The organism is Brevibacillus laterosporus, from assembly GCA_007833815.1.
Lineage (GTDB): Bacteria > Bacillota > Bacilli > Brevibacillales > Brevibacillaceae > Brevibacillus_B > Brevibacillus_B laterosporus_D.
Map to the genome: position 1 here is coordinate 4,881,213 of CP033464.1, position 15,282 is coordinate 4,896,494.

Annotated in this window: 15 protein-coding genes; 1 reads left to right on the forward strand and 14 read right to left on the reverse strand. The window is 42.5% G+C overall.

Features of this window, described 5'->3' with window-relative positions; genetic code table 11:
* Positions 1-68: 68 nt before the first annotated feature.
* From EEL30_24070 to EEL30_24080, 3 genes are read right to left on the reverse strand one after another with little or no spacing between them, the layout of a single operon-like run.
* A complete protein-coding gene (locus EEL30_24070) occupies positions 69-926 on the reverse strand; it encodes a DegV family protein (GenBank protein QDX95096.1) in 858 nt (285 codons plus the stop codon).
* Positions 927-944: 18 nt separating this feature from the next.
* Complete coding sequence (locus tag EEL30_24075; GenBank protein QDX95097.1) at positions 945-2,663, reverse strand: DAK2 domain-containing protein; 1,719 nt, start codon at positions 2,661-2,663, stop codon at positions 945-947.
* A 12-nt stretch (positions 2,664-2,675) separates the two neighbouring features.
* Positions 2,676-3,041 carry an Asp23/Gls24 family envelope stress response protein gene (locus EEL30_24080; protein ID QDX95098.1) on the reverse strand — a complete coding sequence of 122 codons (366 nt, stop codon included), beginning with the start codon at positions 3,039-3,041 and terminating at the stop codon, positions 2,676-2,678.
* Positions 3,042-3,270: 229 nt separating this feature from the next.
* On the opposite strand from EEL30_24080, the gene EEL30_24085 reads away from it, so the two are divergent.
* Positions 3,271-3,459 (forward strand): 50S ribosomal protein L28, encoded by a 189-nt coding sequence (locus EEL30_24085; GenBank protein ID QDX95099.1) that lies wholly within the window; start codon positions 3,271-3,273, stop codon positions 3,457-3,459.
* Between the two features lie 280 nt (positions 3,460-3,739).
* Here EEL30_24085 and spoVM read toward each other — a convergent pair whose 3' ends face one another.
* The 11 genes from spoVM to rsmB form a co-directional block, all read right to left on the reverse strand.
* On the reverse strand, positions 3,740-3,826 hold the full coding sequence (gene spoVM / locus EEL30_24090) for a stage V sporulation protein SpoVM (GenBank protein QDX95100.1): 87 nt from the start codon (positions 3,824-3,826) through the stop codon (positions 3,740-3,742).
* Between the two features lie 423 nt (positions 3,827-4,249).
* The gene (locus EEL30_24095; protein QDX95101.1) at positions 4,250-4,966 is read right to left on the reverse strand and encodes a thiamine diphosphokinase; all 717 of its coding nucleotides are present in this window, start codon (positions 4,964-4,966) and stop codon (positions 4,250-4,252) included.
* 280 nt (positions 4,967-5,246) lie between these two features.
* Positions 5,247-5,969, reverse strand: coding sequence for an amino acid ABC transporter ATP-binding protein (locus EEL30_24100; protein ID QDX95102.1), 723 nt, complete (start codon positions 5,967-5,969; stop codon positions 5,247-5,249).
* Positions 5,962-6,633: an amino acid ABC transporter permease gene (locus EEL30_24105; GenBank protein ID QDX95103.1), complete on the reverse strand. Its 672-nt coding sequence runs from the start codon at positions 6,631-6,633 to the stop codon at positions 5,962-5,964. The genes EEL30_24100 and EEL30_24105 overlap by 8 nt, the downstream gene beginning before the upstream one ends.
* A gap of 65 nt (positions 6,634-6,698) precedes the next feature.
* On the reverse strand, positions 6,699-7,511 hold the full coding sequence (locus EEL30_24110) for an ABC transporter substrate-binding protein (protein ID QDX95104.1): 813 nt from the start codon (positions 7,509-7,511) through the stop codon (positions 6,699-6,701).
* A gap of 786 nt (positions 7,512-8,297) precedes the next feature.
* Positions 8,298-8,945, reverse strand: coding sequence for a ribulose-phosphate 3-epimerase (locus EEL30_24115; protein ID QDX95105.1), 648 nt, complete (start codon positions 8,943-8,945; stop codon positions 8,298-8,300).
* Positions 8,939-9,838 (reverse strand): ribosome small subunit-dependent GTPase A, encoded by a 900-nt coding sequence (gene rsgA / locus EEL30_24120; GenBank protein QDX95106.1) that lies wholly within the window; start codon positions 9,836-9,838, stop codon positions 8,939-8,941. The genes EEL30_24115 and rsgA overlap by 7 nt, the downstream gene beginning before the upstream one ends.
* Positions 9,839-9,856: 18 nt before the next feature.
* Positions 9,857-11,869, reverse strand: coding sequence for a Stk1 family PASTA domain-containing Ser/Thr kinase (gene pknB / locus EEL30_24125; protein QDX95107.1), 2,013 nt, complete (start codon positions 11,867-11,869; stop codon positions 9,857-9,859).
* Complete coding sequence (locus EEL30_24130; GenBank protein QDX95108.1) at positions 11,851-12,639, reverse strand: Stp1/IreP family PP2C-type Ser/Thr phosphatase; 789 nt, start codon at positions 12,637-12,639, stop codon at positions 11,851-11,853. Before EEL30_24130 ends, pknB begins: the two co-directional genes overlap by 19 nt.
* Before the next feature lie 7 nt (positions 12,640-12,646).
* Entirely contained in the window at positions 12,647-13,717 is a 1,071-nt protein-coding gene (rlmN, locus tag EEL30_24135) for a 23S rRNA (adenine(2503)-C(2))-methyltransferase RlmN (protein QDX95109.1), read from the reverse strand.
* Between the two features lie 199 nt (positions 13,718-13,916).
* Complete coding sequence (gene rsmB, locus EEL30_24140) at positions 13,917-15,278, reverse strand: 16S rRNA (cytosine(967)-C(5))-methyltransferase RsmB (protein QDX95110.1); 1,362 nt, start codon at positions 15,276-15,278, stop codon at positions 13,917-13,919.
* Positions 15,279-15,282: the final 4 nt, after the last annotated feature.

The following is a 15,282-nucleotide window of genomic DNA, read 5'->3' on the forward strand; positions in this document are numbered from 1 at the left end:
AGATGTCACATTTTAAGCTGAAAATGTGCTGTTCTCCGTAATTGCTAGCTAAAAAGGTAGCTTTGTCCTTACTCTTTTACCATGGCGCAGGCAATACCACCTGGACCAATGTGTGCTCCGATTACAGGACCAATTTCGGATATATAGGTCTCGATTACCTGAAATTCCTGGTTAACCCGCTCTTTTAACGCCTTCGCTTCTTCTAGTGCATTTGCATGCATGATCGCTACCTTTACTCTCGCATCTGCAGCATAGGTTTTCAGTTCGTCCACCATCCGAGCTACTGCTTTTTTATTGCCACGCACCTTATCAAAAGCGTACACAGCGCCGTTAGCATCGAGCGACAGGATAGGCTTAATGTTTAATAGCGAACCAATAAATGCGGAAGCACGACCGATACGACCACCTTTTTGCAGAAATTCAAGTGTATCGAGTATAAAGAAATTTTGCATATGCTGAATCATCCGGTCTACTTCATCCAGAATTTGTTGTTTGGATCGACCTGCACGAGCCATTTTTGCAGCTTCTATAGCAAGGAGTCCTTCAAACATAGCGCCTTTCTTGGAATCAATAATCGTCAAATCCAGTTCTTGTTCCAGCATACTCTTTCCAATAACAGCAGATTGATAGGTGCCTGATAGCTGACTGGACAACAAAATAGCAATGATGCACACATCCGCACCATGCTTTTCGCTAATGTCCTTAAATTTTTGGGAGAACTCTGCTGGTGATGGCTGGGATGTTCTTGGAAACACATCTGATGTACGTAAACGCTCAAAAAACTCGGTAGAACGTATAGTGATTCCGTCCAAAAACGTTTCGTCACCAAAGCTCACCTTCAATGGAACAATCTCAATACCCAACTGTGAAATCAGAGCTGGGTCAATATCTGACGCACTATCCGTAACAATTACAATAGGTGACAACGTAACATTACTCCTCTCTTACTCGACAGCAAAAATAAAAGGATAAAGTGGTTGTCTACCAGAAAGGATCTCAACTTCCACATCCTCGAATGCGTCCGCTAACATTTCTTCTAGCAGAGCCCCTTGTTCTTCGGAAGCATCTTCGCCATAAATAATCGTGACCAGCCCCGTCTCTTCATCCACCATTTGGTTCAAAAGTTCCTGTGCGCTTGCCATCATGTCTGACTGTGCTGTGATAATGGTTCCTTCGTTGATCCCAATAAAGTCACCTTCAGCAATCTCGACATCTCCCATTTTGGTGTCGCGTACTGCATGAGTAACCAGCCCTGTTTTTACCTGTTCCAGTGCTTTTGTCATCGTTTCTTTATTGTTCTCTAAATCTTCTCCGCCATTAAATGCTACCAACGCAGCCATACCCTGTGGCACACTCTTCGTCGGCACAACAGCCACTGGCATACTAGCTAATACAGCTGCCTGTTGAGCCGCCATGATGATGTTTTTGTTGTTTGGTAAAATAATAATTTTTTCAGCGTGAAGTTCTTCAATAGCTTTTATGAAGTCTTCCGTACTCGGATTCATGGTTTGTCCACCTTGTACCACTACTTGTACTCCTAAGCTTTGGAAAATCTCCGCGATGCCATCACCTGCTGCTACCGCAATAATGCCATAAGGTACTGGAGCAGCTACCTCTTCTTCTTGGGTTAACACAGGTGTAGCCTCTATCGGAGTCACAGCTGCGGTTTCTTCACGCAAGATATTAGAATGTTGCTCACGCATGTTATCAATTTTAATTCGATGTAGGGAACCGAATTGCTGTGCATAGTTAAGTACATTTCCTGGGTGTTCTGCGTGAATATGTACTTTCACAACGTCCTCGTCGGATACAACTAGCAACGAATCTCCCATTGTATCTAATTGAGCACGGAAAGCTGCTTCTACATAAGGCTTTTTGCTCGCCTCTGTGCTTCCTGTCAGATAAACCATGAACTCCGTGCAATATCCATACAGAATATCTTCCGTTTTCAATTGAGATTGAGCGCTGTGCTTTTCTTCTACCAAGTCATTCATGTTCTGTGTCATAGATGTTGCGCCTGGCATCTGTTTTTGTTCTACAACATTTTCTCCATGAAGGGTACGAATAAATCCTTCATAGATATAAACTAATCCTTGTCCACCTGAATCAACAACGCCTACTTCTTTTAATACAGGTAGATATTCAGGGGTTTGGCTCAACGTAAGCTTCGCCTGTTCATAGGTCTTGTCCATCACAGTCAGGATATCATCCGTTGTGCGAGAAATTTTAACCGCCATCTCAGCTGCTTCACGTGCTACCGTAAGAACAGTACCTTCAACCGGTTTCATTACCGCCTGATAGGCTGTATCCACCCCCATTTTTAATGCATCTGCAAACGTGCGAGCATCGATGGATTCCTTACCTGCTACCACCTTGCTAAATCCACGGAATAATTGAGACAATATAACGCCTGAATTTCCGCGGGCCCCCATTAATAGTCCTTTTGCCAACGCCTGAGCTGAATTACCGATATGTGCAGACTCTTTACGGGAAAGCTCCTCTACACCAGCCGTAAACGTAAGATTCATATTTGTACCTGTATCACCATCTGGAACAGGGAACACGTTTAAAGCATCTACTATTTTGTAGTTCGTATGCAGGTTATTGGCGCCTAGATAAACCATCTGACTAAACTGCACGCCATCAAGACGCTTTTGTACCACTACATTTCCTCCTTACAGTTCACGGTCTGTTCTGACCCCTTGGACATATATATTAATCGCCGATACCTCAACTCCCAGTGTTTGCTCGAGTGTATATCGCACACGGCTCTGCACATTGCCGGCCACTTCAGAAATCTTTGTACCATAGCTCACAATGATATGCAAATCTAGGTTGACTTCGTTATTCTCATTGCGAACAACGACCCCTTTGCTTAAATTATCTTTTTTCAGAAGTTCGGCAATACCGTCTTTTAATGCTTTACGCGAAGCCATACCCACAAGACCAAATACTTCCATGGCAGCCCCGCCAGCAATACGAGCAATTACTTCTTCGCTGACGTCAATTTTTCCAAGAGGTGTATTCATTTCCACTGACATTCAAGGTTCCTCCTTTTACACAGACCAATCCGCATAATGGTATATCTTGTGCTTCATCCCATTCTACTATAAGTAAAGTGTGATTTGAAGGTTTTTTCATTTGACGAAATAGCCACAGGGAATTTCCTGTCAAGTATTGCAATTGACAGCTTGCTATGATACTATGATTCAAGCTGTTCTTATGCCCGTAATGGGCTTGTTTAATAGGCTTCAAGGGAGGTGGATGTAAATGTCACGTAAATGTTTTGTTACTGGAAAAACAGCGAAAGCTGGTAATGCACGTTCTCACTCTATGCGTGCTAGTCGCCGTACTTGGGGTGTTAACGTTCAAAAAGTGCGCATCCTTGTTAACGGGAAACCAAAACGCGTTTATGTAAGCACTAGAGCTTTGAAATCTGGTCTTGTAACTCGCGTATAACCTCAGCCCAGCTGAGCTAGAAGCGAATCGCTTTTTGTGATTCGTCATAGAATGGGGTCTGTTTAGTATTTGACTGGACAAGACAACGTTGCACTTACATGGAACATGTAGAAAAAGCACCTTTCGTGGGTGCTTTTTTTATTTGCTATTAATATCCCCTAATAAGGGAATCATCATAAGTGCCAAGGCATCCACCTACCACAATTACAGGGTGAATGCCTGATTAACATGCTGATGGGCAATCGAATGTCGCTTCTCATCTGAGCCACATCCTCAGCGTTTACTTGGCTTTCTTATTGAAAGCTTCAATCATGGCGCGAACCATACCACCTAGAATTTTCGGCAACTTGATCGTATAGAAACGCATTTTGACCCCTCCTTACTCCGGAATTACTTGTGATGAAATAAAAACCAGCCTGCTGCTATGAGTGCTGCTCCCAGAATGGCATACCACACCCAGAGGGGCATTGTATTCAAAATGAGGATAAGTCCACCCACTCCAAAAATGACTCCGAGAACGCGTTTGATTGCCATCCCCTGCTTCACGTGAAACGAGCGAAAACTCATACCATGTCGCACCCCCCTTGGGCTTAGTCCGTAACAAAGCTATTACATACATATTCCGAAGAGGGTCAAACATATGTCCAGTATGCCGGGGAAAAACAGAAAAACTTCTTACACAAGAAGAATATCTACCTACCTGATATGTATATGCGCCCATTTTCATTTGTTGCTGGTTTTTCCAGAAAAAGTTGTAGCACCTTTTTAGAACAGGACTTGTGCAATGCATTTAGTGATCTCTAGCCGCAATAACAAATAAATCCCCAGATGCCCGTTCTATTTTTCCATATTCATCCACCCATTCATTACTAACACCAATCGAGGAACCAAACGGAATAGTGGCGTCGGTTAACGGATAGGCAAATCCTGTTAGATTGATGCCTGTCACTTCAAGTGAAGCTGGCACTAAAGAAAGGAACTCACCTGAGTGCCCCCGAAGATCCAAGCTCGGAAAATGATCCGATAACAGCATGACACGATTTTGGCGATTAACGATCTCCATCCATACACCTACCAAATGCGCTTTTTTTAGCAGAGACAAATTGGCAAGCGAATGATCTAATCTACTACCTACCGCCCCATACATTACAATTTTATAGCGATGATCTGGATACAAATGAACCACACCGTCTTCGTTATCTAGTGCGGAACCTAACTCTCGCAAATGTTCACGAGCAGCCTCTACAGCGATCTCTACAGCAATTTCTGTGTCTGTTGCATTTTTCATAGCTGAGAACTTTTTAATAGCAATACCAGCATCTTGAAGCAGTCTAAGCCCCTCGTCCTGAATGGTGTCGAAATCCCCTACAGCTATATGCGGGATCATTCCCCCTTCCAATAAGGCAATCGCTCCTCCATCTACGCCAATCAATAAGTCCTCTCTTTCCACCTGCGGCAACATATCAAGATCTCCGCCCGTGCAAATATGTATGGTAAAATCGATCATATTTTTTTACATTCCTTTCTAGTATGTGTCTCTTAGCAGTTATTTTTTGCTTTTGATATATCTGTTTAGCTAGCACTTTCAGTAAGCTACCCTTTATTGTACGGTCGGCGCTTGGGGAAGTAAACGTAAGCGGTGCTAAAACAATATAAAAAAACCGAAAAACCCCCTATCTATTCTAAGAAAAAAGAAATAGACAGAGGTCTGTCAAAACAATATTTTTTAAAAATTTCAGAAGAAAAAAGCTTCCTTTTTCAGGAATATATGATTCTTACCTTGTCTTCTATAATACTTTTTCCAAAAACTGACGGGCACGCTCGCTTGTTGGCTGCGTAAAAAATTCTTTCGGTGGAGCATCTTCCACCAGCAAACCTCCGTCTAGAAACAGTACGCGATCCGCCACTTCCCGAGCAAAGCCCATCTCATGCGTAACGATCGCCATCGTCATACCAGAATGCGCTAAACTTTTCATTACTTCCAGTACCTCTTTTACCATCTCGGGGTCAAGAGCGGATGTTGGTTCGTCGAATAACATAATCTCTGGCTCCATCGCTAATGCCCGTGCAATCGCCACACGTTGCTTTTGTCCACCAGATAAGCTACTTGGATAGACACCTGCCTTATCAGATAGTCCAACACGTTTCAATAGCTCCATTCCCTTTTTCTCCGCAACCGCCTTTGCCATTCTTTTTACCTTGATCGGTGCGTAGGTCAGGTTTTGCAGTACCGTCATATGAGGAAATAAATGAAAATGCTGAAACACCATTCCTACCTTCTGCCGAATGACATTAATGTTGCTTTTGGAGGTGGTAATATCTACTCCATTGATAATTACTTGTCCCTTTGTGGGCTCTTCCAGCATATTAATACAACGCAGGAACGTAGATTTCCCCGAACCAGATGGGCCAATGATTGCCACTACGTCCCCTTTATTAATATTGGTATTGATTCCTTTCAGAACCTCCAGTTTGCCGTACGCTTTATGCAGATTCTCAATTTTAACCATTACGACGCAACCTCCGTTCTAACCATGTAGACAATAGAGTTAAAATCATGACCAAAATATAGTACTGTAAGCCAGCAAAAACAAGTGGCTCAAAATAAATGTACAACTGACCTTTAACGATATCTGCACGGCGCAAAATCTCTGCCACACCTATAACTGATACTAACGAGGAATCCTTTAGTAATGTAATAAATTCATTCATAATGGCAGGCAAAATGTTGCGAATCGCCTGAGGGAAAATAATGTCTTTCATCATACGTGAGTAAGGAACACCCAATGCTTTGGCCGCCTCCCACTGCCCCTTATCTACAGCCAAAATTCCCGCGCGCATCGTTTCTGACAAATATGCAGCAGAGTTCAAGCTAAATGCAAGCACTCCTGCAAACAAGGCTGGAATTTGATAACCCGTTAATTGCGGAATTGCATAATAAATTAATAAGAGCTGTACCAACAAAGGTGTACCGCGGAAAATGCTTGTATAAAAAGCAGCAAACACATGTAAAAATTTGCTGTTGGATATTTTACATAAGGTTAAAATCGTTCCTAAAATAAATCCAAAGAAAACGGACAAAACAGTAAACTGTAAGGTAATTCCCATACCTGCTAACATGTATGGGAGATGTGGTTCAAGCAATGAAAAATCTATTGGTATGGTAGTAGTCATGTTTTTTTGCTCACCTCTATTTAATCATGAAATCTTATTAATTCTGTAAAAAAAGCAGACTGGGATTATTGTCCCAGCCACTTTTTAATCAGTTTGTCCATTTCGCCGTTCTCTTCCATCTTCTTCAAGACTTCATTAAACTTCTCTACATGTTCTGATCCTTTTGGGAACGCAATCGCATAGCCTTCTGTATTATTTGTTGTCATAACGGTAGATTGTAAATTGGGATTCTTATCCAGGAAGCCTTGTGCGACAGTATTTTCCACAACCGCTGCCCCAGATCGTCCGGTAATTACTTCCTGAATGATTTCACCCATTTTATTTAAGGAAACCACCTCAACACCCTGTACCTCTTTAGCAATAGCTTGAGCAGCAGTTTCTTGCATAGACCCAATTTGAGCGGCTACCCGTTTGCCTGCCAATTGTTCAGGCTGGGTAATTGGCGAGTCCTTTTTACTTACTAATGTATTTTTTGCTTCATAATAGTTATTAGAAAAGTCTACGTTCTTTTTACGCTCAGGTGAAGTGGACATACCCGCCATTACGAAATCTGCCCGTTTGGATTGCAAAGCAGGGACTAGACCATTAAAGTCAGTATCCACTACTTTCAGCTCATACCCAAGCTCTTTAGCGATGTAAGTAGCGATATCAATGTCCATTCCTACAATCTGATCATTACCATCCTTCGTTTCGTGGAATTCATAAGGATAGTAGTCGGCTGAAGTGAACATGGTTAGGGTTTTAGCTGCTGCTTTATCTGTGCTCCCCCCAGCTGCATTTCCACTGTCTTTACTCGCTGTGCCACATCCTGTTAATAAGGAAATAGATAGAAGAGATGATAATGCAAGTGTTACAAATGCTTTTGTATGTTTTGTCATGTGGTAAAACCCTCCTGTATGAAACATCGATTATCTACGATGTATTTATTCCAAATTATTTACTAAACACCGAAAACTTATATTTATAATACCATATGTATAAAAATAAGAAAGTAAAATTTAATAATATTTATTAAATTTTTATAAAAATCGTGGTGTTTATTTAATTAAAATGAAAATGATAAGTATAAACGTAAGAAATCAGTCTTATTTGCTGTTATTTTTCATGTATCTTATCGTACCAAATTCGTTTATGCCTAAAATATATGTATAGTTTGTGATCATAAAGGGTCATCTATTCATTAATAGGCCACTCATATAGCCTACTTATAAACTCTATTTATGCAGTTCATTGATTTTTTTATGCATTTTTCTCGTTAAGATGATGTTTGATACATTTGTGGGTTAAACATCATACCCATTCTATTACAGTTGGAAATGATCAACACATAAAGTTGTATATGCTTCAATGATTGTATATACAACTTTGTTCTTTCTTAGCAAGTCATACATAACCGTAAGCTTCATAAAAAACCTCCAAAAAAATATAATGCTGATAGTCATCCGTGGTTATTAAATGTAACAATTTTCCCCTCCTTTCACATCATTCACCCCTATATACATATAGCTCCCATCATCTAAGCTCTTATGTAATCATCATACAATCTAGTATTAATTGAATACATTTCCTTCCACATTTCTTACATTCTGATCCCTGTGTTTAAAACGTTTTATAACATAAAAAAGGATGCTCTCTATACAAAATAAGAGAACATCCTTCTTTCGTTACCCGCGAATCTCAGCGATCGCCTTCGCACGATCTGCTTGATTATAAACAGCAGAACCAGCAACAAGTACAGTCGCTCCAGCATCTTCACATAAGCGAGCTGTTTCGGCATTTACGCCACCATCAATTTCAATATCAACATGGGATAGCCCACGTTCATTTAACAAATGGCGTAGATCACGCACTTTTGGTAATACGCTATGTATAAATTTCTGTCCACCGAATCCTGGGTTTACAGTCATCAATAATACCAGATCCAAATCCTCCAACACATGTTGAATCGTGCTGATAGGCGTTGCGGGATTTAGCACGACTCCTGCTTTTACACCTTGTTCCTTAATGTGATGAATAGTCCGATGTAGATGTCGACATGCTTCTTGGTGGACCGTGATATAATCTGCACCACTTTTAGCAAATTGAGCGATATAGCTATCGGGTTCCTCAATCATTAGATGTACATCCAGGGGGAGCTGTGTAATTGGACGGATCGCATCAACGATCAGTGGTCCTATCGTAATATTAGGTACAAAATGGCCATCCATCACATCTACGTGAATCCAGTCGGCACCTCCACGCTCCACATCTTTAATCTCTTCTCCCAAGCGAGCAAAATCAGCTGATAGGATAGATGGTGCGATTTTTACCATTGTTTGTTCCTCCTCAGGTATTCTCTCAACTCTTCCATGAACTGTAGATAATGTTTATAGCGATGTACAACTATTTCATCAGCTTTCAAAGCCGCTTGAACAGCACAGCTTGGCTCTGTTATATGCAAGCACCCCCGAAATTTACATCCATCGCTTTGTTGCTCAAAATCACGGAATGCTTGCGCCAAATCTAGCTCGGTCATGTTCATAAAATCTAATGAACTAAATCCAGGTGTATCGGCCACATAACCACCTTCTCGAAGCGGTAGTAGCTCTACGTGGCGAGTAGTATGTCGACCACGCCCCAGCTTTTGGCTGATTTCCCCTGTTTGCAAGCTTATGCCTGGAAAAATTTCATTTAATAGGGATGATTTACCTACACCCGATTGTCCGGCGAACACTGCTAACTTACCGATTAATTCTTCACGTACTTCTTCTACACCACGCTGATCATGAATGGAGGTGGGAATCACTCGATACCCCACCTTTTCATATTGCGCTACAATTTTTTGACATTCTTCCTCTTCTAACAAATCCGCTTTCGTAATAACGATGATCGCCTCAATGCCAGCATGCTCCGTATGCACTAGGAATTTATCCAACAACAACGGGCTCATGTCAGGTTCTTTAGCAGAGAACACCAAGACCGCTAAATCTACATTGGCAATAGAAGGGCGAACCAATTCACTTGTTCGCTCTCCTATCTCCATCACATAGCCGTCTCGATCATTTGGGGCTTCAAATACCACCCAATCACCAACTAAAGGGGTAATTTTTGATCCTTTCTTTTTAAACAAGCCACGCGCACGACATTGGACGATTCGCTCTGGATTCGCTTGATCGGCTACGTAATAAAATCCACTTAATGCTTTTACAATGCGCCCTTCTGGCATGCAGGTACCTCCAACGTTTTACGGATACGATTGATAATCAACTTCCATGGTATTGATGGGCTCACCATTCTTTTTGACCTCGATTTTTGCATTCGTCTCTGGTGATAAGACTACTTCAACGTTAAAGTTGGTGCTTTCCGATATGGTTTGATGAACTGGTTTTTGTTCTTTTTTACGAGCATCTTTCACAACTACTTCAATCTCTGCTGAAGGAACATCTGTTGAATCATGCTCTACATAAACAGGAACACTTACAATCTTGGCATCAGCAGGCCACTGTCCATTACTTATCACCATATTAATCTTTGTGCCTTCTTCGACTACAGAGCCAGCAGGCGGACTTGTAGAAAGGACAATACCTGTTTCCCGATATTCATAAGAACCTTGCTGCTTTAATTCTCCCTGCTCTAGTTTTGCATTATTGAGAGAAGCTCTACCTAAATCCCAATGATTACCCACTAAATCATTTGGTACCTTTGTTCGTTTTTTTCCTTCACTAACCGTTAAGGTCATAATAGTATCCACAGGGGCAACATTAGTATCTTTCATCGGATCCTGACTAATAACCTCACCAACTGGGACCACACTGCTTTCTTCCGTAACAACTTTTACTTCCTTAAAGTTAGCTAGACGCGCTGCTTTCTCCGCTTCTTGTTGAGACATACCCACATAGTTTGGTGTCGGAAGTTGCTCTTTACCTTTACTAATAGTTACGTTTACAGTGCTATTTTCTTTGACACGCCTTGTGGCGGCTGGGTCTTGTTCAAAAACCTTGCCCTTCTCAGCGGTGTTAAAGGCTTCAGCAAACGTAGCACTTAGGCCCACATTTTTCAAAGCAGTTTCCGCTTGCTCCCTCGTCATCCCTATCACGGAAGGTACATCAGTTTCTGGAACCGTAAGTAACTTCATTGCAAGGTTAAAACCTAAAATAGTCAAAACAACGAATAGAACAGCGATACCAGACCAAAGAAGGCTTCGTTTCCACCAGGTGCCCTTTTTCTTGCTAGCCAAGTTATCTTCCTCCTCTTCCTCCTCGTCTTCATATCGATCCTCTGTGCTTGCAACTTTTTGAGGAGTACGGGTAGGATATGTTCTCGGTTGATAGCTATTTTGTTTAGTCTTCTCCAGCATCTCAGGCGTGATTGCGGAAATGACTCGTGTTTCTTCATCATTTATATCGCTTGCAAATGTAAGCTTTGCTTCATGGCGCCTCTCTGTTGATAAGCACGTTTCCAAGTCTTCATACATATCCCGAGCAGATTTATAGCGCTGGAATGGATCCTTGGCCAAAGCACGAATAATAACATTCTCCAAGCTTTGTGGGATAGCTGGGTTGATTTTGCGCGGCTCAGGCAAAGGATCTTGTAAATGCTTGAGCGCCACGGTAATCGGTGAATCTCCTGAGAACGGCAACGAACCTGTAACCATTTCATACAGCACAATTCCGAGTGAATAAATATCGGATTTCTCCGCTGTAATTCCTCCACGGGCCTGTTCTGGAGAAAAATAGTGGACCGAACCAAGTACGGAGCCCGTTTGCGTAATCGTCTGTGATGTCACAGCACGAGCAATCCCGAAGTCCGTTACTTTCACACGCCCATTCGTTCCAATCATGATATTATGCGGCTTTATATCGCGATGAATAATCTGGTTTTGATGGGCATGTTCTAATGCATCACACACCTGCATCGCAATCCGAACTGATTCACTCATCAGCATGCCGCCTTGGGATGTAATGATCTCTTTTAATGTCGAGCCCTCGATATATTCCATCACCATGTAATGAATATTATCATCTTGCCCAACATCATAAACATTTACGATATTATGATGTGAAAGACTTGCTACCGCTTGCGCCTCTCTACGAAATCTCTCTACAAAGTCTTCGTCCGTGCCAAATTGGGGTCTTAGCAATTTGACGGCAACAATTCGATTTAATACAAGATCTCTGGCTTTGTAAACAATAGCCATTCCGCCGCCACCAATCACTTCCTCAAGCTGATAGCGCCCTCCTAGTCGCTGACCTTGCATTCTCCTCCCCCCTCTTTCTCACAGACTTGCGAAGGCTTCGTTTTATTACGTATGGCCACACAAGTAATATTATCTTCTCCCCCGGCGTCCAACGCATATTGAACGAGCGCATCAACGCTTTGTTGAAGGGGTACCGGTTTTGCTAACCATTCCCCCATAATCTCTTCTGGTACCTTATTGGATAACCCATCTGAGCAGAGCAACACAATCTCTGCGTCTGACCACTCAAACTGTCCCAAATCAATCCGAACATGATCCTCCGTTCCTAACGCTCTCATCAATACATTGCGCTGAGGATGTGAAGAAGCCTCCATTTGGTTGATTTGCCCACTCTTTAACAATTCCTGTACAAGTGAATGGTCTTCCGTATGTTGAATCAGCTCATTTTCCTTATAAAGGTACAATCTGCTATCGCCAATGTGTGCTGTGACACCAGCATCATTCCCCACTAATGTAGCAACGACTGTAGTTCCCATCCCGTTACACTCAGGATGTGCCTCTGCATACTCGTACACCTCCTGATTAGCGCGAATCAATGCATCCATCAATAATTCGCGCTCATCTAAAGGAGCCATGTTATGCTCAATTTTTTTCATCTCTTTTAAAATGCGTTCAACCGCCATCTTGCTCGCGACATCGCCAGCCTGATGACCGCCCATGCCATCTGCGACAACTGCAAGCACACGTCCAGCTAGGTCAACTGCGCAAGCATAAAAATCTTCATTTACTTGTCGGACGCATCCTACATGCGATTTCATCGCTATTTCCATACGTTTATCACCCTGCCGTTTCTTTCGCGTGTTGCGCACGCAATTGACCGCAAGCAGCCGCAATATCGCTGCCATGCTCTCGTCTGATTGTAACGTTTAAACCGCGATCGTCTAAAATGCGTTTAAAGGTGAAAATATCATTTTTAGCTGTACGAACATAGTCCCTCTCAGGTACGTAGTTCACAGGTATTAGGTTAATGTGACAAAGCATATCACCAATCAGGTCAGCCAATTCTTCCGCATGATGTGGTTGATCATTTTGTCCACCAAACAGACCATACTCAAACGAGATACGGCGTCCGGTTCTAGCTACATAGTGACGACAAGCCTCCATTAATTTTTCCAATGGGAATCCACGATTGATCGGCATAAGCTTGCTTCTCAACTCGGTGTTAGGAGCATGAAGTGAAATAGCTAAATTCACTTGCCCACCACGCTCGGCAAATTCATAAATCTTAGGCACGATTCCGCTGGTAGAAACAGTAATATGACGTTGACCAATATTCAACCCACGGTTGTCATTAATGATGTTCAAGAAAGATAACAGTGGTTCAAAATTCTCGAATGGTTCGCCAATCCCCATTACAACCACATGACTTGCACGTCCCTCATCGGCATCTAGAGCGCGTTGGGCTTGCAAAACCTGAGCCACAATTTCACCTGCATCCAAGTTGCGCTTTAGTCCACCCAGCGTGGATGCACAAAACGTACAGCCAATGCGACAGCCTACCTGTGTTGTTACACAAACGCTATTCCCATAATTGTGGCGCATGATCACTGTTTCAATGGCATGACCGTCTACCAATTGGAACAAGAACTTAATTGTTCCATCCGCTGATTCTTGATGTGTGATCTCGGTCAGGGCCTTGATACGGAACTGCTCCTCTAATTTATCACGTAAGGCTTTAGACAGGTTGCTCATCTCTTCAAACTCTGTTACGCGTTTCACATATAACCAGTCAAAAATTTGTGTAGCACGAAATGCTTTTTCCCCGTTCTCTTCCAGCCATTGCTTCATTTCTTCAAGACGCAAGCTATAGATTAAGGGTTTATTGTCTGTAAATGATGTAATTTTCATTGTAAGGTTCACCTTTTTTACTAGTAATAACTAAATGTATTTGGGGGTTAGAAACAAACCCCATTCACTCATTGTACCCTTTGTGAGGGAAAAGGAAAAGTGGAAAGCCGCAATTGCAGATTTCCACTTGACTTTTTTTCACTAAAGAGACTTGATTCCTGCCACTTAATACAGCCTAGTAAACCAGCTCGTTATTTATTTAAGAACTAACACGCTTTAATCTCGCAATAAAGAAGCCGTCGGTGTTAAAATGATGTGGCAAAATTTGCACATAGCCGTTCTTCGCATCCACTTTTTCGGTTACGCCTACAGGTAAATCCTCTACCAGAGCCTTGTCCAGCTCAAACTCTGGATATTGAGCAATAAAACGCTCCACAACTTCTTGGTTTTCTTGAGAATCGATAGTGCATGTACTATAAACAAGATAACCATCTGGCTTTAGTAAAGGAGCAATGCGTTCTAGCAACTCATACTGAAGCTCGGAAATCGCTCGCACATCTTCCGCCGTCTTATTCCATTTCAGGTCCGGTTTGCGTCGAATTACACCAAATCCAGTGCAAGGTGCATCTAGCAAAATGCGATCAAATTGCCCTACGTTATGATCTGGCAAATCAGCCGCATCCACTACCATTGTTGTAATAATGTCAATGCCTAGGCGTTTTGCATTTTGTTCAATTAGCTCGCGTTTATGTGGATGCACATCGCAGGCTAGAATCTCCCCTTGATTACCCATTAGCTCGGCAATATGCGTCGTTTTCCCACCCGGTGCCGCGCAAGCATCCAGAACACGCAAATCTGGAGCAAGATGCAATGCAGGGGCTACTAGCATAGAGCTTTCGTCTTGAATGGTACAAAGTCCTTCCCGAAACCAAGAAGATCCTGCTGCATGTCCACTTTGCAACAACAAAGCATCCGGCGTAAGCTCAGATTGAATAGCCTCTGGGAATGCCTCTTTCATTTCTTGTAACAACTCATCAGCAGATGTTTGCAATCGATTAACTCGAATGGTTGGCATAGGCGCTTGATTGTTACTCTCACAAATTGCTCTAGTGATCTCTTCACCATATTGCTTAACCCAACGCTTTACCAGCCACTCTGGATGTGACTGCGTTACCGCAATCTGTTTCGTTATACCTTTAGGCAGCTTCTCCCAAGCCTCTGGTTGGCGCAGGATATTGCGCAGCACACCATTTACCAATGAAGAAATGCCTTTGTGTCCGCGTTTTTTAGCAATTTCAACCGCTTCATGTACGGCCGCTCGCTCCGGTACACGATCCAAAAAACGAACCTGATACAAGCTCATCCGCAATAATTGCAGAACCCAGCCTTGTAGTTTTTTTGTGCCGCCCTTTACAAATTGGCCAATCACTTCATCTAACGTCATTCGTCGCTGAATTGTTCCATAAACAAGCTCCGTCACCAATCCTGCATCCGCTTTAGAAAGACCTGCTCCATCTAGAGCATATTTCAATTCTAGGTTGCTATAGGAATGGTTCTCTTCTACTCGAACCAGAACATCTAGGGCAACTTCACGCGCTGTTGTACTTCTCGTTTTTGACACGAAT

Excerpts from the sequence above, each read along its gene's own strand:
- EEL30_24080 (QDX95098.1), bottom strand. The coding sequence starts at position 3,041 with ATGTCAGTGGAAATGAATACACCTCTTGGAAAAATTGACGTCAGCGAA.
- EEL30_24085 (QDX95099.1), top strand. The coding sequence starts at position 3,271 with ATGTCACGTAAATGTTTTGTTACTGGAAAAACAGCGAAAGCTGGTAAT.
- spoVM (QDX95100.1), bottom strand. The coding sequence starts at position 3,826 with ATGCGTTTCTATACGATCAAGTTGCCGAAAATTCTAGGTGGTATGGTT.
- EEL30_24095 (QDX95101.1), bottom strand. The coding sequence starts at position 4,966 with ATGATCGATTTTACCATACATATTTGCACGGGCGGAGATCTTGATATG.
- EEL30_24100 (QDX95102.1), bottom strand. The coding sequence starts at position 5,969 with ATGGTTAAAATTGAGAATCTGCATAAAGCGTACGGCAAACTGGAGGTT.
- EEL30_24105 (QDX95103.1), bottom strand. The coding sequence starts at position 6,633 with ATGACTACTACCATACCAATAGATTTTTCATTGCTTGAACCACATCTC.
- EEL30_24110 (QDX95104.1), bottom strand. The coding sequence starts at position 7,511 with ATGACAAAACATACAAAAGCATTTGTAACACTTGCATTATCATCTCTT.
- EEL30_24115 (QDX95105.1), bottom strand. The coding sequence starts at position 8,945 with ATGGTAAAAATCGCACCATCTATCCTATCAGCTGATTTTGCTCGCTTG.
- rsgA (QDX95106.1), bottom strand. The coding sequence starts at position 9,838 with ATGCCAGAAGGGCGCATTGTAAAAGCATTAAGTGGATTTTATTACGTA.
- pknB (QDX95107.1), bottom strand. The coding sequence starts at position 11,869 with ATGCAAGGTCAGCGACTAGGAGGGCGCTATCAGCTTGAGGAAGTGATT.
- EEL30_24130 (QDX95108.1), bottom strand. The coding sequence starts at position 12,639 with ATGGAAATAGCGATGAAATCGCATGTAGGATGCGTCCGACAAGTAAAT.
- rlmN (QDX95109.1), bottom strand. The coding sequence starts at position 13,717 with ATGAAAATTACATCATTTACAGACAATAAACCCTTAATCTATAGCTTG.